Below are 24,225 nucleotides of genomic sequence, written 5' to 3'. Positions count from 1 at the left end.
GTTTTTATGCGCACGTTACGTTGGTCAGCAGCTGGAAAGGAACCCGCATATGATCGGCGAAGATATCGAGAAGGATTCTGGCTTCGAGCATCGACCTGTTTTGGATGTGGCGGATGTGGCGAAGCTTGAGCAGGCTATTGCTGCCGGCGGAACCTCGCTTGCCGAGCTGATGGAACGTGCTGGCAACGCTATCGCAGACGAAGTGCAAGCCCAACTTGCTGGCCCCGCACCCGTAGTGGTGCTCTGCGGCAGCGGCAACAACGGCGGCGACGGCTGGGTATGCGCACGTGCGCTTGCGCAAGCCGGCTGGCCGGTAACGCTGGTAACCCCACGGCCGGCCGAAGCCCTCACAGCCGAGCCCGCGCACAGCGCAGCGCTTAAGGCGCTTGCCGCTGCGCAAACCAACCAACTTCCGCTGACGGTGTTGGTAGCGCCCAACGCTGAGCAGCTGAAACTGGGACTTAACGAAGCGCACTGCATCGTAGATGCCATCTTGGGAACAGGCTTTTCCGGTACAGAAGTGCGCGAACCTTATGCAACGTGGATCAAACTCGCGAATCAACGCCACGAAAGCGCTTCATCACGCAAGCCGGCAGAGGACGCTGGCGCCGTCTGCCTGGTTGCCGCTGACGTTCCCTCGGGCATGTCAGCCCAAACGGGCCTTGCCGCCCAACCATGCATCCACGCCGACGCAACCGTAACCATGATCGTCTACAAACCCGGCTTGGTGGAACCAGAAGCCGCGCGATGGACTGGCTCAATGAAGCTTGCGCCCCTGGTGAACAGCATAGGGCGATATAGCGACGCATTATAAAAATCAGTGTCGCGCTTCGCGCTCTTTTCCATGGATCGAGCTCTCGCTCGACCCTACGATTCTGACTGCGAGCGCTTTCGCCCAGCAACGAGATCCATTTAGCAACCCTTTTCAATCGGTAGCGCATGGTTGCGTCTTTGTTCTTGCACGTTCAACTTGGGTAGGTACATGTAGGTCGGAGCGAAAGCTCCGACCTTTTTCGTTAGTGCCCATAGGGCACGTCACGTTCTTTTATCGCGATTCGACCAACCTACCCATGCTCCGCTTCCTTACTCCTCGCCGTGCATTTCTTTGAGGAATTTGGCCACGGGGGTGAAGAGGTTGTCTTTTTCGGTGAGGCGGAAGTATTTGAGCGGCAGCTGCAGCTTGCGCTTGTCGGCAAGGTAGCGGCCGCCGGCGCGGCGCAGCGGCGTCATCTTGTCGCGCGGGATGTCGATGGGTTCGACCACCAGCTTGCCCGCAACCACCGACACCGTTTTGATGTGATGCTCGTTCGCGAACGCCTTAATGCGGGCTTTCTCGAACAGGTTTTTCGCCGCCTGCGGCATGTCGGGACGCTTAGTCGCCATGTCTTCGTAAATGTCCTCGACGGCCCCCACGGTGGCCGCGCTTGCGATTTTACGGTACCACAGCACGCGTTCATCGGCCTCGGGCACGTACTCTTCAGGTAGATAGGTATGCCCTGGCAGGTTCACGGTAATGTCGGACAGCGCCGGCGGCAGGCCGTCGGCTGCCTTCAAGTCGCCTTCGCGCGTGGCGTTCACCGCCGAGGCCAGCATCTGCGCGAACAGGTCGAAGCCCACGGCCGACATGTTGCCCGACTGCTCGGCACCCATAAGGCTGCCCGCGCCGCGGATCTCCAGGTCGCGCATGGCAATGCGCATGCCGCTGCCCAAGTCGGTGTGCTCGTCAAGCGCCGTTAGACGCGCCTGCGCCTCTTCGGTGAGGCTGACGTGCTCGGGGAACATGAAGTACGCGTACGCCTGCGTGGAGCTGCGGCCTACGCGACCTTTGAGCTGGTACATCTGTGCCAAGCCCAACCGCTGCGAGTCCTCGATGATAAGCGTATTCGTGTGCGGGTTGTCGATACCCGACTCGATGATGGTAGTGGCCACCAGCACATCAAGCTGGCCAGCCGAAAACTCCTCCATCACCTTCTCAAGCGTGTCGCGGTCCATCTGCCCGTGCGCTACGCCCACGCGCGCTTCGCCAGCCGCTGCCTGCACGCAGCGCACCGCCTCTTCGATGGAGCGCACGCGGTTCGACACGTAGTACACCTGCCCGCCGCGCGCCAGCTCGCGCCTGATAGCGGCACTGACCAGGTCGGGGTCCCACTCCCCTACGTGCACTTCAACCGGACGGCGATCGTCGGGCGGCGTGAGGATGAGGCTCATGTCGCGCACGCCCGACAGCGACATCTGCATGGTGCGCGGAATAGGCGTTGCAGAAAGCGTGAGCACGTCGATGCTTTCGCGCAGGTTCTTCATCTGCTCTTTATGGCCCACACCGAAACGCTGTTCCTCGTCGATGATGACCAGGCCCAAGTCGTGCGGGTTCACATCGCGCGATAGCAAGCGGTGCGTGCCCACCAGCACGTCCACGCTACCGTCGGCAAAACCTTTGAGCGCCGCTGCTTGCTGCTGCGGCGTGCGGAAGCGACTGAGCACCTCGACAGTCACGCCGAACGGGTCGAAGCGGTCTTTGAAGTTCGTGTAGTGCTGCTGCGCCAAAATAGTGGTGGGGCACAGCACCATCACCTGCTTTTTGTCCTGCGTCGCCGCGAACGCCGCGCGCAACGCCACCTCGGTTTTGCCAAATCCCACATCACCGCACACCAGGCGATCCATGGGCTTCGTGCTGCGCATGTCGGCTTTCACGTCCGCGATGGCGGCCAGCTGGTCAGGCGTTTCCTGATAGGGAAACGACTCTTCCATTTCGCGCTGCGCCGGCGTGTCGGGCCCGAACGCATAGCCCTGCGCACTTGCGCGGCGCGCGTACACGTCCACCAGGTCGAATGCAAGCTTCTTCGTGGCGGCGCTGGCCTTCTTCATGGCGCGCGACCAGTCGGCCGTGTTCAGGCGCGTGCAACGAGGCGTGGAGCCCTCGGGGCCCACGTAGCGCGTGACGCGATCGAGCTGCTCGACCGGCACGAACAGCTTGTCGCCCTCGGCGTATTCCAGCAACAGGTAATCGCGGGCCGTGCCGTCGATTTCGCGCCGCACCAGCTCTTTGAAGTGCGCCACGCCATGCTGCGCGTGCACTACGTAATCGCCCGGCTTATACGGGAACGTGATCTCGGTGATGTCGATGTGGCGGCTCGGACGCGCCGTTGAAGCCCCCTGCGTGTCGGACACGCTGATCATGCCCAGCTTCGCCTTCGGGATGATCATGCCCAGCGGGATGTCCACGTCCACCACGTTGACCACGCCGCGGCGCAGGCGGCGCTTCTTCTGGCCATCCAGGTCGTTAGGGTCTTCTTCGGCGTCAAGCCATTCCTGAATGGGAAGGCCCTGGTCCACGAACGCCAGCATCATATCAGCGCGGCTGCGGCGGTTCGGCGCGCTGAACACCACCGTGAAACCGTCGTCCACCAAGCTGCGCAGGCGCCCGAACAGCTTGTCGGGATGCCCGGCTACTTCCACGCGCTTCACCGGCAGCTCTACGTCCACGTTGCCGCCGACGCGCATGATGGACACGTACGTTGCGCGCTGGCAATCGCCGAAGCTGACCTGGGGCGCCGCCGCAAACAAACCCTCAAGCGCAATGTTCGTCCCCTTCGCGCGCGCTTCAAGCTCCTCCGAGGCGTGCATCATGTCGTCAAACAGGCTGCGCGGCTCGATAAGCACCGACAGCGCGTCTTTGCGCAGATACGAGCCGAGCGTTACCGGCTTTTCATACAAATACGGCAACAGCACGTCGCTGCCTTCGAAACGCAGACCGCCCTCGGCGTTTTCCAGATGTTCCGCCACCTGCCGCAACGCCGGGTTCGTGCCTGCTTGCGCTGCCAACTTCTTGCGGGCGCGAGCCAGCCCCGATTTGCTGCACGAGAATTCAACGACCGGATAGATTTCCACCTGCTGCAGACTTGAGATGGTTTGCCCCGTGGATGGAACGATGCGGCGAATCTCATCGAGCTCGTCGCCGAAGAAATCAAGCCGCACCGGATACGTGAGGTTGCCCGGGTACACGTCGATGGTGCCACCGCGCGTACAGAACGAGCCCGGGCCATCAAGCTCACCCGTGTTCGCAAACCCGCGCGCCTCAAGCGCGTGGATCAAATCATCGAACTCGTTGATGCCCGCGGCCTGTGCGCCCGGCATGTCCGCTAGCTCTACGCCGGCCGCAAACGTGAGCGGCGCGGCAGCCTTCGCCTCCGCCGGCGGCAGCATGCGCAGCAGCGCCCGCGCGCTGGCAACCACCACCACCTGGCGCCCCGTTTGCAGCGCATGCGCTGCTTCCATGCGGCGCGCGATGGTGGCCAAATCCGCCGGCTTTTTCGCAAACGGAAGATCAGCGCGCTCGGGAAAGCGCAACACCTTGTCTTCGCCAAGGTAGGCCGATAAGCTGCGCGCAAACGTGATGGCCGCCTCTTCGCCAGCAACTACCACCAGCGTGGTTTGCGGACGATGCGAGAACCGCGCAGCAACCAAAAACGGGCGCGCGCTATTCGCAACGCCAAGCGTGCCGTCACCGGCGGCATCCAACTTGCCCCAAAACTCGTCCAAACACCCCGAGCGCTCCAACGCGAATCGTAAGCTGTCGATGAGCATGCATTCCTCCCGCAAACGCATATGCGCCCCGCCTCAAGCTTCTTGGCAGACGCGAAAAGCCGCGAAGGCCATTCCTTCGCGGCAATAATCTTTGCATCAATGTATCATGCGCCGCCCGGCCACAACGCCTCACTTAAAGAGGCGCACGCAAAATACTACATTTGTTCGTGTTTTAAATCCAACCGAAATGTTCCACCGCGCGCAAGATTCCATCTTCGTCATAGCGCGAAGTTACATAATCCGCCTTCTGCTTCAGCGGCTCCCTGCCATTGCCCATGGCGATGCTTGTCCACTCGGGAATGAACATATTCAGGTCATTATAGCCGTCTCCGAAAACAACTACGTCTTTATAGGGTGCTCCTATATTGTCGCACAGCTTCTTGATTCCTATAGATTTGTCGGTAGGTTCGCAGAAGACACACTGTGCGTCATAGCGCGTATGAGAGACAGAACCGAAGTCCACCACATGCTCGTCTTCGGGCGCTAAGGGCACGAACATCTTGTAGATAGTCGACAGCGAGTCGATGCTCAAATCAGGTGTTACAACAGTGGGTGCATAGGCATCGGAAGACGCCATTTCGAACGCTTCACTGCGGCTATAGCGGCGCATTACGTTTTCCGTCATCACAGCCCAAGGAATGCCCTGAGCATCAAGTCGATGGAGCAAATCTTTGCACGGACCAACCGGCATGCTTTCCATCCAAACAAGCTTCCCATCAAGGGTTACGGAGTTGCCGCCATCGGCAACCAGCGTGGTGATACCGCACGATTGCACGTAATCAAGCGCGTTCGCCTGAAGACGGCCCGTAGCCAACCCAACGAAATGGCCAGCCTGCCGCAAGCGCCGAATTGCTTCAAGGGCACTAGCCGGAATGGTCTGCGTCAAAGGCGCCGCAAGGGTGCCGTCGTAATCGAAGAAGAAATACTTCTTATGCATAGCTATCGCTTTCGTTCGGAAACAAAATTCGCCAACAGTGTATAGCAGCAAGTAACAAGAGCGACCATCTTAAGAAGTTCAAGAATTGCAAGTAGCAAGAATAGATGGCCATATGGCACAAAGAATTCGAAGTGCTGGCTTTGTTATACGTACAACAACCTCCATACAACAAGGACTTACAACACCACAAGGAATTGCCGAATGGTAATGCGGATAAATACGCAAAGAGAAAGCGAGCAATGTAGAGCTATTAGAGGATGCTTCGATATATTGAAACTCTGAAACAGCAAAACTGCCAAAGCAAAAGCTTGCAAACCTGCAAGCTAAAATAGAAAGATACCCAGCGGAACGCAGCGGTATACTTGCTCCAAGCACACGGAAAGGAGCGCCCATGCCGCGCGAATTGATGAAGGACAAAAAGGAACGCGCGCTGAAAATTGCCGAGCGCATGAACGAGCACTACCCCGCCGCCGAATGCGCGCTGCACTACTGGGGCGACCCGTTCAAGCTCACCATCGCCGTGCTGCTGTCGGCGCAAACCACCGACAAAGGCGTGAATAAAGTAACGCCGGCGCTGTGGGAGCGCTACCCCACGCCCGAAGCGCTTGCGCAAGCAGAAATCGCGGATGTCGAAAGCATCATCCGCACCATCGGTTTCTATCATGCTAAAGCCGCAAACTGCATCAAATGCGCACGCATGGTGGTAACGGAATTCGGCGGCGAAATCCCCCGCGATATGCAACTCATGCAGAAGCTGCCCGGCGTGGGCCGCAAAACCGCCAACGTAGTGCTGAATGAAGCATTCGGCATTGTTGAGGGTATTGCGGTGGACACGCACGTGTTCCGCATCGCGCACAAACTGAAGCTGGTAGGCCCCTCGGCGGACACGCCGCAGAAAACGGAAACAGCGCTGCTGAAACTATACCCGCGCGATTATTGGGGCCCCATCAACCACCAGTGGGTGCTGTTCGGTCGCGAAACGTGCATCGCACGACGTCCGAAATGCGAGACATGCTTTCTCTCAGATCTCTGCCCCAGCGCCGGCAAAAAGTAAACATCCGGAACAGAGCAAAGTACCCGAGTCACTCGTAGCTCTCAACCAAAGCGCAAGGCAACCGGGCAAATCTTCGTCAGTGCCCATCGCCTTTTGCAGACCGCATGAAGTAACCCTGTTCGGGTGTCGCTTCCGCGCGCGCACCTCTCTACAATAAGCGGCGTTTCATGACGCACGACCGCGAACGGCCGCGCATAAACCGCGAAAGGCATCTTCATGCAAGCAAATGAAAAGCTCAGCGTTACCAACCTCTTGGTGCGCCGTTGGATATCCTATTGCATCGGACTGTTTCTTGTGGCCCTGGCCATTTCATGCTCCGTGAAATCAGGCCTGGGCATCTCGCCGGCATCATCAATGGCCTACGTGGCGGGCCTTGCGAACGGCTGGTCGATGGGCACCTGGACCGCCATCTTCTACACCAGCTTCGTCGTGCTGCAAATCATCTTGAAAGGCCGCGCGTTCGAACTGAAAAACCTCCTGCAGGTGCCCGTGTCCATGGCGTTCGGTGTGGTGGTAGACTTCACGAACTTACTGTTCTCGTTCGCACACGACCCTACGAATTATGCGGCGCAGCTGGGATATCTAGGGCTCAGCCTTATCATCATGGGCTTCGGCTACGTGTACTATCTGCCGCCGAACATCATCGCGCTGCCCAGCGAAGGCGTCATGCAGGGCATCAGCTACCGCTTCGGCCTGAAGAATTCCACGGCGAAGCTGATTTGGGATCCGCTCTGCGTCATCGCCACGTTCGCCATCTCTCTGACGTGTCTGGGCGGCATCGTAGGCATTCGCGAAGGAACCATCGTAGCCGCGTTTGGCAACGGACTGGCACTGAAGATCTTCATGAAGCTGTTCAAAGAAAAGTTGTCCGACCCACTTTTGGGCGTGAAGAGCACAAGCGTCGTGCAAGCCGCACAAGGACAACTGGGGTAGCCCGCGCAGAAAGATAGCTACGTGAATGAAATTCGCGAGCGATTCCAGAGATTCGAAAAGCATCGATTAAGACCGATGTAAGGAAATCCAAAACCCACAACACGCATCCGCGGACACAAAACCGGTCAAAGATCCAAAGCTGTGGAGAATCGAAGGCTTTATTCGTGCCGACCTGGTATAATTATGTTTGTTGGATTGCAAATCACACCAACCGAGCAGCCCTCCACCAGCATTTTGCCCGGCGCGTCTGCCGCCACTGCAACGCACTCAAGGAGGCTTCATGGCCAACGTCGGCGATACTGTCATCTTCAAACACCACGTGTGCACCATCGCGGAAAAACGTGAAAAGTATTTCGACAACAAGGATTATTGGGAACTGCACGCCGTATTTGAACGATCACTGAAGCTGTTCGTCGCCTGCGATGCCGCAAAACCGCCCATCATGCGCCCCGTCATGCAGAAGCAAGAGGCGCTTGACCTCATCGATTCCATAGCCGGCGCTGAACCGGCAGACGTCGACGACAACCTGCCCGCAACGGCCAACACGTCGTCGCTCAAGCAGCGTCACATGAAGGAGACGTACGACGCGTACCTGAAAACGCTGTCGCCAAAGGATCTGGTCCCTATCATCAAAACGTGCCACGAACGCACGCTGGCCCGCGAAGAAAACGGCCACCATGCAACGGCGGTTGACAAGAAGTATCTGGACCTTGCGGAAGGCTTGCTGTGCGATGAGCTGGCCATTTCGTTGGATATTCCACGTGAGGAGGTGCAGGATTTCCTGGTGAAGCGCATTAAGGAAGCGGAAGCGAAGTTGAACGAGTAGCGTTCGCAGATAAAGGCTTAAACTCTGGCGAAACCGCAGTTCAAAAAGCTGTTGCAACCTGATTTCGTAGGATTGAGCGAAAGCTCAACCGTTTCAGAACAGCGCCGTAGGCGCGTCACACTTTTTTGCGCGGAAGCGCAATTGTTGAGATGCGTGGTGCGCTTCGCCTTTCTAATTGGTGTCGAGCTTTCGCTCGACGCTACGGGTTTTGTTGCAACGTTACCCAATCCCCGCAACTAATCTTGGTTGATAGATTTACGCTTCTCAAGGGGGCTTCCCAACCTTGCCAGCTCACCGGCTATCACTTCTACCAGCAAAGGAAGCGCTTTATGCACAGCGGGCGTGAGGCCTTCGGTGGCTTCTGCTGGTGACGCGTTCTCCACTTGCATGCCTAAGCACAGGCCTTCGGCTTGATAGCCTAACAGCGCAGCGGAATCGAACAAGTCGATCAGCTTCAGATCGTGCAAGCTAGCGGTGATGCCTACGTGGCGCGCCATGGCATCGGGAGCGTACCGCAAGATAGTACCTGCAGGTTCACCGGAATCGTCCACGGCGTCTACCGTCAGAATCACGTCAAACTCGCGCACACGGTCGATCATAGCCAGCGACAAACACCCCAGGTCAAGCAGCTCAACGTTTTCAGGAACGTCATACTGCGCAACCAGCGCATCGTAAACCGCAGGGCCTATGCCATCGTCAAGCATCAGCCGATTGCCAACGCACAGCACCGCAATGCGTTCCGGCCGCAATGCAGCAGGCACCGCTTCGCTACTCAGCACATACTCATGCAACCCCCAGCCCTCATGCCGAAAGACGTCATCGCATGACAGCCCCTCATCACCAGCACCGCAGGCATCCTCAAATCCCTCGCCATTCGCAGAGGGTACACCAGCGCACGCGGCCCCACGCTCACGCAACTCATCACCAACCGTACGTCCATCACATTCGCAAGCCATGCGCTACGCCCCCAACCCGGGACGAATCATCAGGTTGTACCAGGTGGCAAACCCAATCATGACGCAGCCGATCACCACGCACACCACGGCCCAGATGCGCTCGCGGCGCACGTACGTCTCCTTCGACACGCCGCGCGCCACCGCCCGATGCGCGGCAAACGGCTGGCTGAGCCGCGCAAACAAAAACGTCACGGTAACCAACACCACTCCAACCACAACGGCCAGCACCATCGAAAGCGTCGTCCGCTGCGAGTACGCCGCGTAGAACGAGTTATCGGCGAACAGCCACAGCGGGTAGAACAAAATGGTCGCCCAAAAACCGTGCGCCGGCCCCCAAATGGGCGGCAAAAACAACGCACCGATGTTCCAGCGCGGAATTCCCTCAAGAAAGCGCTCTTCAGCGGCAATCTGCTCATCAGTCAACTCAGCCATGAATCTCCTTGCATAAGGCCAAACCCTCGCAGCACGAAAAAGGCCCGGCAGCGCAAACGCGGCCGGGCCTTCGCAGACCACAAAAGCGAACTAGTGCTTCTCGCCGTGACCCAGATCGTCCTCACCGATGATGTTGTGGATATCGGGGTCGTACACCAGGCCGCCATGCTCCTTATGGAAGAACATGAGCAGCGACGGGGCAATGCCTTCGACGTTGGCCAGGTACACGTGGATGAACATGAAGCAGATGAACACGAACATCATGAAGTAGTGGATAATGCGCATGCTCATAAGCCCGCCCACCAGGTTGGTGCCGGCAGCGAACAGCGGCAGATCAGCCGTGGGCACCCACAGAGCGCAGCCCGTGTAGAACATCAGGATGATGAGCACGGGGATAAGCAGGTAGCTGATCTTCTGCGGAACGCCCAGCTTAGCAGCCAGCGGGTGATCCTTCTTGAAGAACAGGTAGTACTTGATCCACTGCGGGCCCTGATGCAGGTTGTCCTTCTGAGGAAGCCACGTCTTGTAGTCGGTCACCTGCTTGCGGGTGCCGCCAGTCGGCGAGGACTTCACGATGAAGGCCATGATCAGACGCGCGATGCAGTTGATGAACAGCACGAAGCCGAAGAACACGTGAATGCCGCGAGCCATGGACTCAAAACCCCAGAAGAACGGGTAGTGAATGTAGAAGCCCGTGAAAATCAGCAGGATCATGGCAACAAGGTTGATCCAGTGCGTGATAACGAACGGCAGCGGATGCGCCTCGCGATAGTGTGCCAAATGCGCCATGTTACTTCACCCCCCAAGGGCTCGTGACGGTCTCGAAACGCTTGCCCGTGGCGGGCTCGGAAATGTGCACCGAGCAGGCCGTGCAGGGGTCGAAGGAATGCACCGTGCGCAGCGCGTTGATGGGCTTTTCGATGTCGCCCACCGGCACGCCGATCAGCGCCTCCTCGAGCGGGCCGTGCTGACCCTTCTCGTTCTTCGGAGCCAAGTTCCACGTGGACGGAATGATGATCTGGTAACCCTGGATCTTGCCGTCCTTGACCGACTCGCTGTGGTAAAGCGCGCCGCGCGGAGCCTCCCAGAAGCCCGTGCCGTCGCCCGTGGTGGTGGAAGGAGCGCGGAAGTACTCGGAGTCACCGGACTTCACGGCCTCGATAAGCTCGTCGACCCATTCCTTCATGCACGTGGCGATGTAGAGCGTCTCGATCTGGCGGATAGCGGTACGGCCGAGCGTGGACTGCGCGATAGACAGGTCGCCCGGATGGCCCAGGGCCTCCAGGAACGCGTCGACGTGCTCCTTCACGAACGGGACGTTGCGCTTGTAAGCGGCCAGGATACGGGAAAGGCTGGTGGCCTCCATCGAGTTGCCGTTGTACGACGGGCACTTTACCCACGTGTAGCGGTCGTTCACGTCGTAGTCGGTGTACTCCGGCTCGGTGGTGAAGTTCGGCGCCTGGTAGGTTTCCGAACCCTTGTACCAAGAACGGCCGACCCATTCGGCGATGGCCTTCTCGTCCGGGTCGGTGAGGTTGAGGTTCTCGTCAAGCACGCCGGAGGGCAGGTAGCGGTTCGCCATCTTGAAGTCTTCGCGCTCGAACACGCCCCAGGCGATGTAGCGGCCCGGGCCCTTGCCCCACTGCAGGGCGTCGGTGTAGTACGGCGCGATGGCCAGCACGTCGGGGATCATGGTAGCTTCGATCCACGTGTACAGCTCGTCGACCAGCGCCTTGAGGTCGTCAAGCTTCTGGTCGGTGGGCACGAACGCGGTGCCGCCGGGGCGCAGCGTCATGACGTGGGGCATCTTGCCGCCAAGCAGCGCGGAAATCTGGGAAGCCTTGGCCTGCATGCCCAGGGCCTCCAGGTAGTGCGCCGTGCAGATAAGGTCGAGCTCGGGCGGCAGCTTGAAGCCGGTGCCGTCTTCAGCGTCGAACCAGTTGCCGCTGAAGATGGACAGCTGGCCGTTCTCGGCGAACTGGGACAGATGCTCCTTCAGGGCGATGAAATCGCTGTTCGTGGAAGTGCCGGCCGCGCGCGCCAAATCCATGGCGTCGGCGGGGTTGGCCTTCAGGGCGTTCAGCGGGTTGACGTAGTCAAGGCCGGCCAGGTTGTAGAACCACAGGATGTGGCTGTGCAGGAACTGGGCGCCTTCAAGGATGTTGCGGATGATGCGGGCGTTGTTGGAGATGGTGATGCCATAGGCCTTCTCAGCAGCAATGGAGCTGGCATGGGCGTGGGACACCGGGCACACACCGCAGATGCGCTGCACGATCTGGGCAGCGTCTTCGGGCGTGCGGTTCTCGACGACCAGCTCGATGCCGCGGAAGCAGCCACCGGAAACCCAGGCGTCGGAAACCTTGCCGTTCTCAACTTCCATCTCTACGCGCAGATGGCCCTCGATACGGGTTACGGGATCGATTACGGAACGCGTCATGGCTTACCTCCCTCCCTTGGGTGCATTCGGGTCGTCGTGGCCCGTGTTCTCCTTGTACAGCTTCTCGCGCTCGGCCTCGGAGATCTCGTACGTGCCGACAGACTTGTCGGGGTGCTTAGCATCCCAGGAGCGCTTGGGCTCGAAGTCCGCGCCGCCGTCCATACGGCCGGTGGCCTTCATGCCGAAGCCGTGCACAACCAGCGCAGCGGCCAGAAGGCCCGTGATGCCCACGGCGATGGTGGTGGGCTGCACGTCCCAGTCGCCGATGTGCAGCGAACGGTGACGCTTGATGAACGGGGTGTTCACCTCAACCCAGTTCTGGCCCGGATCGTTCGGGTTGGCCTCGCAGCAGCCGATGCACGGAGCGCCGGCCTGCACGCACCAGCTGCGGCGGTCGTTCCACATGACCACGCCGCAGTTGGACTTCGTCTGAGGACCGCGGCAACCCAGCGGGTACAGGCAGTAGCCCTTCTTCTCCTCTTCGGAACCGAACTCGTAAACGAATTCGCCGTTCTCGAAGTGGCCGCGACGCTCGCAGTTGTCGTGAATGGTTTGGTTGAAGATGCCGGCGGGCTTGCCCTCGGAGTTGAGGTCAAGGTCAGCGGGCTTGAGCTTCATGAGCACGACGTCCACCAGCACGCTGGTGAGCCACTCGGGGTTGGCCGGGCAGCCGGGGATGTTGACCACGGGCACGTTGATGCCGGCCTTCTTGAGGTACTGCTCGACGCCCATGGCGTTCGTGACGTTGGGCTTAGCACCCATCCAGCCGCCGTTGACGGCGCACGAACCCAGCGCCACGACGGCGTTGGCGTTCTTCGCGCCCTCGATCAGGTGCTCCGTGCCGGGCTTGCCCGCCACGCGCAGGGCGTTGCCGCCCCAGCCTTCCTGAATGGCGCCTTCGTAGATGAGGATGTAATCGCCGGCTTCGATGGTCTGCTCCTTGGCTTCCTCCATCGAGTAGCCCGCGGCTGCGGACAACGTCTCGGAGTAGTTGAGCGAGATCATGTCCAGCACCACTTCCGCGGCGTTGGGCGTCTGAGCCTGGGCGAACGACTCGGTGCAACCGGTGCAGGACGCGCCCTCGATCCAGATAACCGGATAGAGGTTGCCCTTCGTGGCGCCGATGACGGACGTCTCGAGCGCCTGGGCTACCTGCGGGACCGTCAGCTGCGACAGCCCGGCTGCAGCGGCCACGGTGCCACACAACTTCATGAAGTCGCGGCGAGTGACCCCCCTGGCCTCAAGCATGTTCGCAAAAGCGGACATTGTGGCCTCTCCTTCCATACGCACACCTCCTTTTAGGTGTCTCTCGTCTGGTCTTTTCCGTTAGACCAAGTTTTGCACGAGGAGTGAAGATGTGCGACAGAAGCGCACGCAAGCGATGCCGTTCGCCCTGTAAATGGTGCTGTTTACCCGATAAAACATTGCGCCACGCGGTCAACGGATAGGACACTTGCCTTCATATATAGGCAAGGCCCTGAACTTCCCGATCATTCCCATAGGGAACGCCAAGAGGCTCGAACATCCCTTTTGCACGCTTGTGGACCCAGCACGCAGAACATGCTGTACGCCGATTGACGATGAAGTCGCAGACCTCCATCGTCAACCGTCTCCACTCCAGCGCCGTATCTTATCACGGCATTTTTGATGCAGAACCGTTATCATATCTTCGCGACAATAATTAACATTTTTGCATAAAGGAGACCGTTCGCATGAGTGAAGCTACCGCTCCCTCGTTCGCCTATCTGGGCCCAGCCGGCACGTATCATGACGAAGCGGCGCGCGCGTTCGCGCATCGGCTTGGCATCGAAAACCCCGAGCTTGTCGAGTGCCCGTCGCTTTCCGAGGTGTTCGATTGCGTGGACCGCGGCAGAACCGAGTACGGCGTTGTTGCCACGGAAAACGCGCTTGAGGGCCCGGTGACCGCCACGCTTGACAACTTCGCGTTCCGCTCCAGCGCCACCATCTTGGGCGAGCACGTGCTTGACATCCACCACTGCTTGATCATGCACCCCGACGCCACGCGCGACGATGTGAAAACCGTTGTCAGCCACCCGCAGGGCTTAGGGCAGTGCCGCCGCTACCTCAACGACAAGCTGCACGGCATCCCCACCATGACCGTGGCGTCCACCGCCGACAGCGCGCGGCGCGCGGCGGCCGACAAGTCGGTGGCGGGCATCGGCAACGCGTTCGCGGCCGAGCTGTACGGCGCGCGCGTGGAAGAGGCGTGCATCGAGGACCACTTCGGCAATCAGACGTCGTTCGCGCTTATCGGCCGCCAGGGGCACGTGCCCGTGCTGACCGGCACGAAGTTCAAGACGTCGTTGGCGCTGTTCCTGCAGGCCAACCGCCCCGGCGCGCTGCTGATGATCCTGTCCGAGTTCGCCTACGCGGGCATCAACCTGGTGAAGATCCAAAGCCGCCCCACGAAGCAGGCGCTGGGCGATTATATGTTCTTCGTGGACATCGAAGGCTCCACGTCTGACCTGGAAGTGCAAACGGCCCTGAACTGCCTGCGCCTGAAGCTGCGCGAGGTGAAGGTCCTGGGAAGCTACCCCGTAGAGTAAGGGAAGGATTTCCCGTCACGTCCCAAAACGTAGGCCCGAGCGAAAGCTCGGGCCTTATTAGATAGCGCCGCGGGCGTGTCACTGATTTCCTAAAACGCAATAACTCCCAAATGCTCCAGCAGAATCTTCACGCCGATCAAAATCAGCACCACGCCGCCGACGATGGTGGCGGGCTTTTCGAAACGGGCGCCGAAGAAGTGCCCCACGGCAACGCCGACGAAGCTGATGACGAACGTGGTCAGGCCGATGATGGTGATAGACGGCACGATTGCCGCCTGCAGAAACGCGAACGTGATGCCCACGGCAAGCGCGTCGATGGACGTGGCGATGGCCAGCATCAGCAGCTCTTTGAGGTCAAGCTTCTCGTCGGTTTGGACGCCTTCGGCCTCGTCGTCTTCGTAGAAGGCGTCCCACAGCATCTTGCCGCCCACGAACGCCAACAGGCCGAACGCAATCCAGTGGTCGATCGGCGTAATGAAATCGGCCAGCTGACTTCCCAGCGCCCAGCCGATAAGCGGCATAAGCGCCTGGAACCCGCCGAAAAACAGCGAGATGACCGCCGCCTGGCGCATGTTCAGCCTGCTCATGCCCAAACCCTTGCAGATGGAAACGGCGAACGCGTCCATAGACAGCCCCACGCCGATCAAAAACAACTCAACGAAACCCACGATAGTCCTCTCGCCTTTCACCCAACCCGCACGCGCCTACCCCCGTAAGCACCATCACGCGAACAGCTTTCCGTCTTCTTCGCGGAAAAACCCTTCGCGCGTCAAATCCGCCACGATGGATGCGAACAGCTGCGGGTCCACCGCGTCGCGCCCGGCGGCGCGCTCTTCGGCGTCAAGGCGCTTCGCCGCCTGCCCAAGCGCTATGCCCGGGCACGCCAGCACGATGCGCACCAGCTCGGCGCGCTTCTGGCGGCGCGACCCTTCGAACGCCGACTGGCGCGTATAGTGCGCACTGCGCCTTGACGGGTTAGTGACCTGGGACTTCAGGTGCGCACCCACGTCAAGCAGCGCGTAATACCACGCGCGAACCTGCCCCGCCGGCGGGCAGCACGCCGCCACCAGCGGCTCAAGCTGCTTGTCGGGCACGGCCTCTTCATCGGGAAACAGCAGGTGTAAAAACACCGTGCGCACGTTCGTCTCGATGTACACGGCGCGCTGGTTGCGCGCGAACGCCGTGATGCCCGCCGCCGTTGCCGGCCCGATGCCGGGAAGCTGCTGCAGCGCGTCAACGCCCACTGGCAGCGCGCCGGCGTGGTGCTGCGAGCACTCCTCGGCCGCGCGCTTCAGCGCCAAAGCGCGGCGGTTGTAGCCAAGCCCCTGCCACTCGGCCAGCACGTCGGCCGGCGCCGCCGCAGCCAGCGCATCGGGCGTGGGGAACATGCCCATGAAGTGTTCCCAGCGCCCCAACACGCGCTTGACCTGGGTTTGCTGCAGCATCACTTCGCTGACCAGCACCCCGTAGGCATCGTCGATTCCCCGCCAGGGCAAATCGCGGTACAGGCGCGTGCCCTCGGAGCGCACGTGCGCGCAAAACTCCTGCTGCGACAAAGCAGCGCCCGCGGGCCACACCGCGGACGCTGCCAATTCCTCGATATCCTTGCGGGCCACGCGCTACTCCGCGTCCGCAGATGCAGTCGCGGCAGAAGCGCCGGCAGCCGGCTTCTGTTTCGCCGCAGCCTTCGCGCCCGCCTTGCCGGCCGCGCCGCATCCGCCGCATGCGTCCACCGGGCACGCCATGCGCGCCCGCGGCGGCGCTGCCGCAATGGCCTGCTTGATGGCGGGATGGCGCGCGCCCTGCTCCATCAAATCCTTGAGCGTGATGGAGTCGAAATACGCGTTGAGCAGGCTGTCGGCGCCCATCCACAGCTTGTTGTACGAGCACCCGCCGCGGCGCTTGCAATACTCGGAATCAACCGCGCACAGCGACACGCTCACCGGGCCCTGCACGGCCTCAAGCACCTCCAGCAGCGTGATCTGCGCCGGGTCGCAATCAAGCGCCAGACCGCCGCGCGCGCCGCGCACCGTTTTGATGAGCCCGCCTTTCACCAGGTCGTGCTGAATGCTGCGCGCAAACGCATACGGGATGTCCTCCTGCTCGGAAATGTCGGAAACCGACACGTACTGGTCGCCTCGCAGGTAAGCCGCCTCCAAAATGCGCAACGCGTAGTCGCACCGCCGCGTGATGTCCATTACTGGCCCTCCCCCTTCAACAGGTCGTCTAAGTGATCGAGCTCCCTCCTAAAGTCATCGATCACCGCTTGCTCAAGCGCTTTGTATTCCGCCGATTCAAGCGGCTGGTAGGCAGCCAGCTTGTCGAACAGGTTGTCCGTGGTCACCGGAATGTAGCGGCGCTGCATGAGGCTGTCTTTGTACGCCTCTTCGATAGCTTCGCGCGCGGCCATGTACATGTCGTAACGAGGCATGCCCTTCGAGTACTTCACCAGCACGTCGCGATCGACCCCGCGAATGGAAGGATGCTCGCGCGCGATGTCCATCCAGATGTCAGCGCGCTCCTTGTCGTTGGGGTTGTCGATTTCGATGGCGGAAAGCGGTCCGAGCAAGTCGAAGAAGAACGGGTCGATGTCGTTTCCGGCCGCGGCCGTGCACAGCACGAACACGTCGGGGTTGTCGGCCGAATTGCGGATGAGGTTCACCGCCTCGCGCGCGCCGCGCGACAGCGTGGACATGATCAGCCCGCCAAGGTCTTCAGGGGCGTCGAACACCGGGGCCGACCACAGGTCGATGTCCTCGATGACCAGCACGCCCGGTTCCTCGAAATCGTTGTGCGCCTTGTTGAGCTTCGGCTGGCGGTCGGCCTGCGCCATGACGCACAGCACCGGCATGCCCTGCATGTTCTCTTCCATGCGCATGCGCAGCACGGGAAGGTCCAGCTCGCCGACGGTGGCCGTCATGAAGCGGTTCGCATCCTCGCGCGCGGGGCTGCGCATAAGCAGCGCGTCGCACGCGGGCATGCGGTCAAGCCCGTGGCGCACGTTCAACTGTTTGACCAGCTCTTGGAACGCCGGGTCTTTCTGCATGCCGATGCCGAAGGCCGACATGTCGGCCACGGCCTGGTCGAAGCCGACCAATTCCTTGTACGTGACGTGTTCCATAGACGACAGCACCTGCTTTTGCTGCGCGGGCGGCGTGCCGGGGGCCGCCGGACCTGCCGCAGGCTTGCGCGCCGGCGCAGGCGCGCCACCGGCCGTAACGGGCGCCGGCGGCTGCGGCGCATCTTCGGGCGCTTGGCCGGTGGGCGCTTCGGGCACCTGCGGCGCCGGGGCGTCTTCGCGGCGCGGCGCGGGCATGTCCGTAAGGTGCTCGACGCGCAGCAGGTGCGCATCGCCGCCGATGATGTCCTGCGAGATCATGTCCGTCATGTCCTCAAGTTCATCGCGCGACAGCCCGAATTCTTCAAGCTTCGAAAGCGCCAATTCCTGCAGCTGCTCAGCGCAGGCGGCCACCTCGTCCGACGACAGGTACGGCTCCATGCGCTCGAACACGTACTCGGCGATGCTGCGCTCTTTCAGGCTGCACGCCAAGCGCCACGCGCGCTTCAGCCCGTCGATGGCGGCCTCCGTGGGCACGGAATCGTCCGCCGCTTGGCCGCGCTCGAACGCCGCCAGGTACAAATGCAAGGCCAGCATCTGGTTGCCCTGCGCCACCGCGGCCGCGGCACGCGACAGGTATTCGCCAACCGAGCTGTCCCGATCATCGTTTTGGCTGGGCATATTGTTCATATTGCTCTCCAGCATCGACCCAACCCCCTTCAGGTAATTAGCTATAAGTCGGTAACATTTTAGCGGATACGCGCGCCTGTGCATAAGCGCGCACGAAATTGAAACAATCCCGCAAACCCCAGGGCGCACGCGACCTGGGGCGTTTCTAAGCCGTTTCCAAAATCAACTATCTGCAAGAGGGAATGGGCGCGCTACCACTCAAGCACTTGGTAGCCGCGTTCGCGCGCGGTGCGCGACAGCGGGCGGTCGGGGCACACGGCGAACGCCTGCTTCGCGGCGGCAAGCATGGCGCGATCGGAATGGTGGTCGCCGTAGGCCGCCTCAAGCTCCCAGCCGCCCACGCCCCACTTCGCGTTCGCGAAACGGCGCAGCTCTATCATCTTCTGGTCGCCTTCCACCGGCAAGCCTTCCACTTCGCAACCATACGTGCCGTCGGGGTTGACCTTCATGCGCGTGGAAATCTGGTAGTCGAACGGCAAATCGCGCATGGCACGCACCACAATGGGCTCGAACGTGGCCGATACGCACACCACCTTCACGCCCTGCTCATGCCACTGCTCCATGGCCTGCCGCGCCGCCGCACGCACACGCGGCCCCACGCATTCGTCGTAGAAGTCGTACAGGAACTGGTCGACCTGCTCCACCGGTTTGCCCGCAAACGCGCGGAACACCAGCCCGCGTACCCACGCCTCGTTCTGCGGCAGGCGCAGCTTGTACGCCGCGGCCCAAAGTCCGATGCGCAGCACCACCGACGGGTTGAGCATGCGCCGGCGCACCAGAAACTTCACCAGAATGACCGGCGAGTTGCCGTCAAGCGCCGTTCCATCGAAATCAAACGCGGCAAGCCGCACCGGGCCTTCCCCCGTGCGGCTTGCCGTTTGCTGCGTATCGTTTTGTGCGGTCATAGGTTGCACGCGCTTTCGCTTCATGCCGAAACGGGCCGTGCGACCTATTCGCGCTCCTCGTCTTCGACGTTGTCTTCGAACTGAGAATTATACAGTTCCGCGTACGCACCGCCAAGCGAAAGCAGCTCTTCATGTGTGCCTTGCTCCACAATGTCACCGTGCTGCAACACCAGGATAAGGTCGGCGTTTTTGATGGTGGACAGCCGGTGGGCAATCACGAACGACGTGCGGCCGGCCATAAGGTTGTCCATGGCCTTTTGGATGCGCTCCTCGGTGCGCGTGTCCACGCTTGAAGTCGCCTCGTCCAAAATCAGCATGCGCCTGTTGGCCAATATGGCGCGCGCAATGGTCAGAAGCTGGCGTTGACCTGCGCTGATGTTGGTGGCATCCTCGTTGATCACCGTGTTGTAGCCCTGCGGCAGCGTGGTGATGAAGTGGTGCACGTACGCGGCGCGCGCGGCAGCTTCCACCTCCTCGTCGGTGGCGTCGAGCTTGCCGTAGGCGATGTTGTCGCGCACGGTGCCGTTGAACAGCCACGTGTCCTGCAGCACCATGCCGAACTGGTCGCGCACGTCGGTGCGGGAAAAATCGCGCACATTGGTGCCGCCGATGCGGATGGCGCCCGCGTCAACATCGTAGAAGCGCATGAGCAGCTTCACCATAGTGGTTTTGCCGGCGCCCGTCGGGCCCACCAGCGCCACGGTCTGGCCTTCGGCAACCTTCGCCGAGAAGTCCTTGATGATGGACTTGGCGGGGTCGTAACCGAAGTGCACATGGTCGAACTCCACGTCGCAGGGCACGTCGGCCGCCTTCGCCTTCGGCTGCTCGGGCTCAAGCTCGGGCTCGTCGAGGAAGGCGAAGATGCGCTCTGCCGCGGCGGCCATCTGCTGCAGCACGTTGCCCACCTGCGACAGCTGCGTGATGGGCTGCGTGAAGTTCTTCACGTACTGGATGAACGCCTGGATGTCGCCGACGGTGATGGCGCCCTGCACGGCAAGCACGCTGCCCACCAGCGCCACGGCCACGTAGCCCAAGTTGCCCACGAAGCTCATGACGGGCATCATGAGGCCCGAAAGGAACTGCGACTTCCACGCGCTTTCGTACAGCTTGCCGTTCGTCTGCCCGAACGTTTCGGCCACGGCGCCTTCCTGGTTGAACGCACGCACGATGGCGTGGCCGGAAAACGTCTCTTCCACCTGGCCGTTGATGGCGCCAAGGCTGGCCTGCTGGGCGCGGAAGTGCTTCTGCGACGACTTCACCACCGCGGCGATGAGCACGAGCGACACCGGCAGGATAAGCACGGTGATGCCCGTGAGCAGCGGGTTGATGGACAGCATCATCACCACTACGCCGATGAGGGTGGTCACGGACGTGATCAGCTGCGTGACGCCTTGGTTGAGGCTTTGGCCAAGCGTGTCCACGTCGTTGGTGATGCGCGACAGCGTGTCGCCGGTGGACGTGCGCTCGAAATACCCCACGGGCATGCGGTCGATCTTCTCGGCGATGGCGCGGCGCAGACCGTAGCACGTGCGCTGCGACACGCTCGTCATCATCCAGCCTTGCACGAAGCTGCACGCGGCGCTGACGACGTACAGCGTCAGCGTTGCCGCGATGATGCCGGCGATGGCGTCGAAGTCGATGCCGCCCGTGCCGCCCACTTTCGCCACGATGCCCTCGAACAGCTCGGTGGTGGCCTGCGAAAGCACCTTCGGACCCACGATGTTGAACGCGGCCGAGCCGATGGCGAACACGATGGCGCAGATGAGCGGCGCTTTGAACTGGCCCATAAAGCGCAGCAGCTTGCCGATGGACCCCTTGAAGTCAGCGGCCTTCTCGCCCGGCATCATGCGCGCGCCCGGGCCGTGCGGGCGGCGCTGCGTTACCTTCTTCAAATCCTCGCTCTTCCCGCTCATTTCGCATCACCCCCTTTCAGTTCCGCTTCCGATAGCTGCGACATGGCGATCTCGCGATATTCCTCGCACGTTTGCATGAGTTCGGCGTGCGTGCCGCAGCCAACCACGCGGCCTTCGTCAAGCACGACGATGCGGTCGGCGGTAAGCACCGTGGAGATGCGCTGAGCTACGATGACGACGGTCTTGCCCGCCAGGCGGCTGGCCAGCTGGTGGCGCAGCGCGGCGTCGGTTTTGTAGTCAAGCGCGCTGAAGCTGTCGTCGAACAGGTACGCGCGCGCATCGGTGGCAAGGGCGCGGGCGATGGCCAGGCGCTGGCGCTGGCCGCCGGAGACGTTCGTGCCACCCTGCGCGATGGGCGTGGACAGGCCTTCTTCGCGTTCGCCGATGAACTCGGACGCCTGCGCCACGTCGGCCGCCATGCGGATGCGCTCTTCGCCGGCGTCTTGCGCGCCGTAACCGATGTTGCTGGCGATGGTGCCGCTGAACAGGAACGCCTTCTGCGGCACGTAGCCAAGCTGGGCGCGCAGCGCATGCTGGCTGACTTCGCGCACGTCGACGCCATCGATGGTGACGCTGCCCGATGTGACGTCGTAGAAGCGCTCGGCCAGCTTGAGCACCGTGGACTTGCCGCTGCCCGTCGATCCGATGATGGCCGTGGTCTTGCCCGCTTCGGCCGTGAAGCTGACGTGTTCAAGCACGCATTCGGCGGAATCGGAGTAGCGGAAGCTCACGTCGTTGAACGCGATTTGCGCGCCCGGTGCGGCCGCGGCGGCAAGCTGGGCGTCTTTGGCCTGTTCAGGCGCCGGGTCGGCGATGGAGGGTTCGCAGATGAGCACCTCGTCGATGCGCTCGGCCGCCACGTTGGCGCGCGGCAGCATGATGGAGATCATGCCGATCATCAGGAAGCCCATGATGATGACCATGGAGTACGTGATGAACGCGATGAGGTCGCCCGTTTGCAGCGAGCCCGCGTCGATGGCGTGGCCGCCGAACCAGATGATGCCCACCGACACCAGGTTCATGATGAGCATCATGAGCGGCATCATGAACGTCATGACGCGGTTCGTGAACAGCTGCGTCTTCATCAGGCGCGTGTTCGCTTCGTCGAAGCGCGCCTCCTCGTGCTGCTCGCGGCCGAACGCGCGGATGACGGGCAAGCCCGTGAGGATCTCGCGCGACACCAGGTTCACGCGGTCGATGAGCTTCTGCATGATCTTGAACTTCGGCATGGCAACCTTCATCAAGAAGACGATGACCACGCCGATGGCAACCACGGCCGCGATAATGATCCAGCCCATGGACAGGTCGGTGCGCGCGATCATGATGATGCCGCCGATGGCCAGGATGGGCGCGTACAGCACCATGCGCAGCAGCATGACGATGACCATCTGCACCAGCTGCACGTCGTTGGTGCCGCGCGTGATCAGCGACGCGGCGCTGAACGACTGCACCTCGGCGTCGGAGAAGCTGACCACCTTGTTGAACAGGCGTTCACGCAGGCTGCGGCCAACCTTCGCGGCCGTGCGCGACGCCAAAAAGCCCACGATGACGGCCACCAGCATGCCTAGCGCCGCCAGCGCCAGCATCTTCGCGCCCGTAGACAGCAGGTAGCTCATCTGCATGTCGTCCATGTTGAAGCCGAGTTGCTCGTACTCGGCGCGCGCGGCGGCGATGCCCTGCTGCGCGATAAGCGTGTCGGCCATGTCTCCCATGGATTCGCGCGCTTGGTCGAGCATAGACAGGACGTCGTCCTTGCCGACCATGCCGGCGTCGTAGGCGGCTTTCGCCTGGTCAAGGTCAAGATCGGGAATCTGGTCGGCGTAGTGCACCACCGTCAACGGCAGCGCCATGGAGCTATTGAGCTCCGCGCGGTTTTCGCGGCCGGTATCGGTGAGGTCGTACATGCCGTCGGCGTTTTGCGCGTAGGCGTCGGCGAAGGTTTGCTCGTCGGATTCGGGCAGCATCATGGCCACCAGGTCGTGCGTGCGCTCGGAAAGCTGCGTTGCGGCCACGTCCTCGACGCCTTGCTGTTGGATACCCACGTCAACGATATCGGACGTGTAGTTCGGCAGCGCCAGGTCGCACGCCGCCTGCACGCACAGCAGCGCCACAATCAGCAGCACGGCAACCTTGTGCTCGAGCAGGTTCTTGATTATGCGCACGGGACATCACCTTGTTCGACGGTTCGGCCTGGCTGCACCTCGGGGCCGTCTACGGATGCTTCGCTATAGAAGCCCGAAGCGATATCCTCTTCAGCAACGGTCCACGGGTGCGTGGCGTTGAATTCGGACAGCCGCTTCACGATGCGCACGAACTCCCGGGCGTCGTCTTGGCCCAAATACGCCAGCGCCTCGTCAAGGCGGCGATCGTGCATGCGACGATGCCGCGTTTCAAGCTTCCAGCCCCGCTCAGTCAAATGGACGGTCACGCCGCGGCAATCCCCGGCGCTGCGCTGACGCGTGATAAAGCCCTTTTCCTCAAGGGACTTCAGCACCTGCGACATGGCGCTTGGCGTTGAGTGGCTGCATTTTGCCACTTCGCCGGAGCGAACGCTTGCGCCCTGCTGTTCCAAACGCGCTATCGCGATCATCGCTTGGCCTTCGGCGGGCGTAACTCCCACCGGCACCGGCGGATGCGTGCTTGCCCGGCGCATGCGAACAACCGCCGAGAACAATTCTTGACGCAATTCCTGTATGGAATCGTCCATGCGCAACTCCTTTCGCAACATGTTTTAGTTCCTAAATATTTAGCTGCTAAAACATATCACTGCTAAAGGAATTTGCAACACAATGCCCGTAACGGTAAAAAACTCAACACATTTCAAGCAAGTGCGCCCGAAATGGGACGGACAGTCCCTTTGTCCCGTTTCGGGCGAGCCTCTCTCGTATTTCCTAGTTCGCCAAAGCCTTTGACCATCATTGCGCAGCGCGCGC

The 24,225-nt window shown here is 61.2% G+C and carries 20 protein-coding genes; 5 read left to right on the top strand and 15 right to left on the bottom strand.

Translation table 11 applies throughout. The features are described from left to right. Positions 1-49: 49 nt before the first annotated feature. A complete protein-coding gene (locus tag ET524_RS06785) occupies positions 50-814 on the top strand; it encodes an NAD(P)H-hydrate epimerase (protein WP_201738708.1) in 765 nt (254 codons plus the stop codon). Between the two features lie 269 nt (positions 815-1,083). On the opposite strand, the gene mfd is transcribed toward ET524_RS06785, so the two are convergent. Further along, positions 1,084-4,605: a transcription-repair coupling factor gene (gene mfd / locus ET524_RS06780; RefSeq protein ID WP_201738707.1), complete on the bottom strand. Its 3,522-nt coding sequence runs from the start codon at positions 4,603-4,605 to the stop codon at positions 1,084-1,086. Positions 4,606-4,756: 151 nt separating this feature from the next. Continuing rightward, complete coding sequence (locus ET524_RS06775) at positions 4,757-5,521, bottom strand: HAD family hydrolase (protein ID WP_129424352.1); 765 nt, start codon at positions 5,519-5,521, stop codon at positions 4,757-4,759. 391 nt (positions 5,522-5,912) lie between these two features. On the opposite strand from ET524_RS06775, the gene nth reads away from it, so the two are divergent. From nth to ET524_RS06760, 3 genes are all read left to right on the top strand, one after another. Then, positions 5,913-6,575, top strand: coding sequence for an endonuclease III (gene nth / locus ET524_RS06770; RefSeq protein ID WP_129424350.1), 663 nt, complete (start codon positions 5,913-5,915; stop codon positions 6,573-6,575). Between the two features lie 216 nt (positions 6,576-6,791). Beyond that, positions 6,792-7,508: a YczE/YyaS/YitT family protein gene (locus tag ET524_RS06765; RefSeq protein ID WP_129424348.1), complete on the top strand. Its 717-nt coding sequence runs from the start codon at positions 6,792-6,794 to the stop codon at positions 7,506-7,508. A gap of 280 nt (positions 7,509-7,788) precedes the next feature. Beyond that, positions 7,789-8,334 (top strand): CarD family transcriptional regulator, encoded by a 546-nt coding sequence (locus tag ET524_RS06760; RefSeq protein ID WP_129424346.1) that lies wholly within the window; start codon positions 7,789-7,791, stop codon positions 8,332-8,334. Between the two features lie 236 nt (positions 8,335-8,570). Here the strand turns inward: ET524_RS06760 and ET524_RS06755 are convergent, their stop codons facing one another. The 5 genes from ET524_RS06755 to ET524_RS06735 form a co-directional block, all read right to left on the bottom strand. Further along, a complete protein-coding gene (locus ET524_RS06755; RefSeq protein ID WP_236648276.1) occupies positions 8,571-9,113 on the bottom strand; it encodes a hydrogenase maturation protease in 543 nt (180 codons plus the stop codon). 180 nt (positions 9,114-9,293) lie between these two features. Then, positions 9,294-9,722 (bottom strand): viscotoxin-A3, encoded by a 429-nt coding sequence (locus ET524_RS06750; protein WP_129424342.1) that lies wholly within the window; start codon positions 9,720-9,722, stop codon positions 9,294-9,296. A 90-nt stretch (positions 9,723-9,812) separates the two neighbouring features. Continuing rightward, complete coding sequence (locus ET524_RS06745; RefSeq protein WP_129424340.1) at positions 9,813-10,511, bottom strand: cytochrome b/b6 domain-containing protein; 699 nt, start codon at positions 10,509-10,511, stop codon at positions 9,813-9,815. Between the two features lies 1 nt (position 10,512). Next, positions 10,513-12,159, bottom strand: a complete 1,647-nt coding sequence (locus tag ET524_RS06740) for a nickel-dependent hydrogenase large subunit (protein ID WP_129424338.1) — start codon at positions 12,157-12,159, stop codon at positions 10,513-10,515. Positions 12,160-12,162: 3 nt separating this feature from the next. After that, positions 12,163-13,425, bottom strand: a complete 1,263-nt coding sequence (locus ET524_RS06735) for a hydrogenase small subunit (RefSeq protein WP_236648275.1) — start codon at positions 13,423-13,425, stop codon at positions 12,163-12,165. Positions 13,426-13,871: 446 nt separating this feature from the next. Here ET524_RS06735 and pheA point away from each other — a divergent pair, with 446 nt between their 5' ends. Further along, positions 13,872-14,726: a prephenate dehydratase gene (gene pheA / locus ET524_RS06730; protein ID WP_129424334.1), complete on the top strand. Its 855-nt coding sequence runs from the start codon at positions 13,872-13,874 to the stop codon at positions 14,724-14,726. An 89-nt stretch (positions 14,727-14,815) separates the two neighbouring features. Here pheA and ET524_RS06725 read toward each other — a convergent pair whose 3' ends face one another. The 8 genes from ET524_RS06725 to ET524_RS06690 form a co-directional block, all read right to left on the bottom strand. Continuing rightward, a complete protein-coding gene (locus ET524_RS06725; protein WP_129424332.1) occupies positions 14,816-15,394 on the bottom strand; it encodes a manganese efflux pump MntP in 579 nt (192 codons plus the stop codon). Between the two features lie 54 nt (positions 15,395-15,448). Continuing rightward, complete coding sequence (locus tag ET524_RS06720; RefSeq protein WP_236648274.1) at positions 15,449-16,342, bottom strand: HhH-GPD family protein; 894 nt, start codon at positions 16,340-16,342, stop codon at positions 15,449-15,451. Positions 16,343-16,345: 3 nt separating this feature from the next. Next, positions 16,346-16,924 (bottom strand): RrF2 family transcriptional regulator, encoded by a 579-nt coding sequence (locus ET524_RS06715; RefSeq protein ID WP_129424330.1) that lies wholly within the window; start codon positions 16,922-16,924, stop codon positions 16,346-16,348. Beyond that, positions 16,924-18,489 carry an ATP-binding protein gene (locus ET524_RS06710; RefSeq protein ID WP_129424327.1) on the bottom strand — a complete coding sequence of 522 codons (1,566 nt, stop codon included), beginning with the start codon at positions 18,487-18,489 and terminating at the stop codon, positions 16,924-16,926. The genes ET524_RS06715 and ET524_RS06710 overlap by 1 nt, the downstream gene beginning before the upstream one ends. Positions 18,490-18,665: 176 nt before the next feature. Beyond that, positions 18,666-19,379 carry an HAD family hydrolase gene (locus ET524_RS06705; protein WP_129424325.1) on the bottom strand — a complete coding sequence of 238 codons (714 nt, stop codon included), beginning with the start codon at positions 19,377-19,379 and terminating at the stop codon, positions 18,666-18,668. Positions 19,380-19,423: 44 nt separating this feature from the next. Beyond that, positions 19,424-21,292, bottom strand: coding sequence for an ABC transporter ATP-binding protein (locus ET524_RS06700; protein WP_129424323.1), 1,869 nt, complete (start codon positions 21,290-21,292; stop codon positions 19,424-19,426). After that, positions 21,289-23,454 carry an ABC transporter ATP-binding protein gene (locus ET524_RS06695; RefSeq protein WP_129424321.1) on the bottom strand — a complete coding sequence of 722 codons (2,166 nt, stop codon included), beginning with the start codon at positions 23,452-23,454 and terminating at the stop codon, positions 21,289-21,291. The genes ET524_RS06700 and ET524_RS06695 overlap by 4 nt, the downstream gene beginning before the upstream one ends. Continuing rightward, positions 23,445-23,999, bottom strand: coding sequence for a MarR family winged helix-turn-helix transcriptional regulator (locus ET524_RS06690; protein WP_161566622.1), 555 nt, complete (start codon positions 23,997-23,999; stop codon positions 23,445-23,447). The genes ET524_RS06695 and ET524_RS06690 overlap by 10 nt, the downstream gene beginning before the upstream one ends. Between the last annotated feature and the right edge of the window lie 226 nt (positions 24,000-24,225).

The sequence above is a fragment of the Senegalimassilia faecalis genome, from assembly GCF_004135645.1.
Classification (GTDB): domain Bacteria; phylum Actinomycetota; class Coriobacteriia; order Coriobacteriales; family Eggerthellaceae; genus Senegalimassilia; species Senegalimassilia faecalis.
Note: the sequence above shows the minus strand (reverse complement) of the source record. Positions and strands in the feature narration are given on the sequence as shown.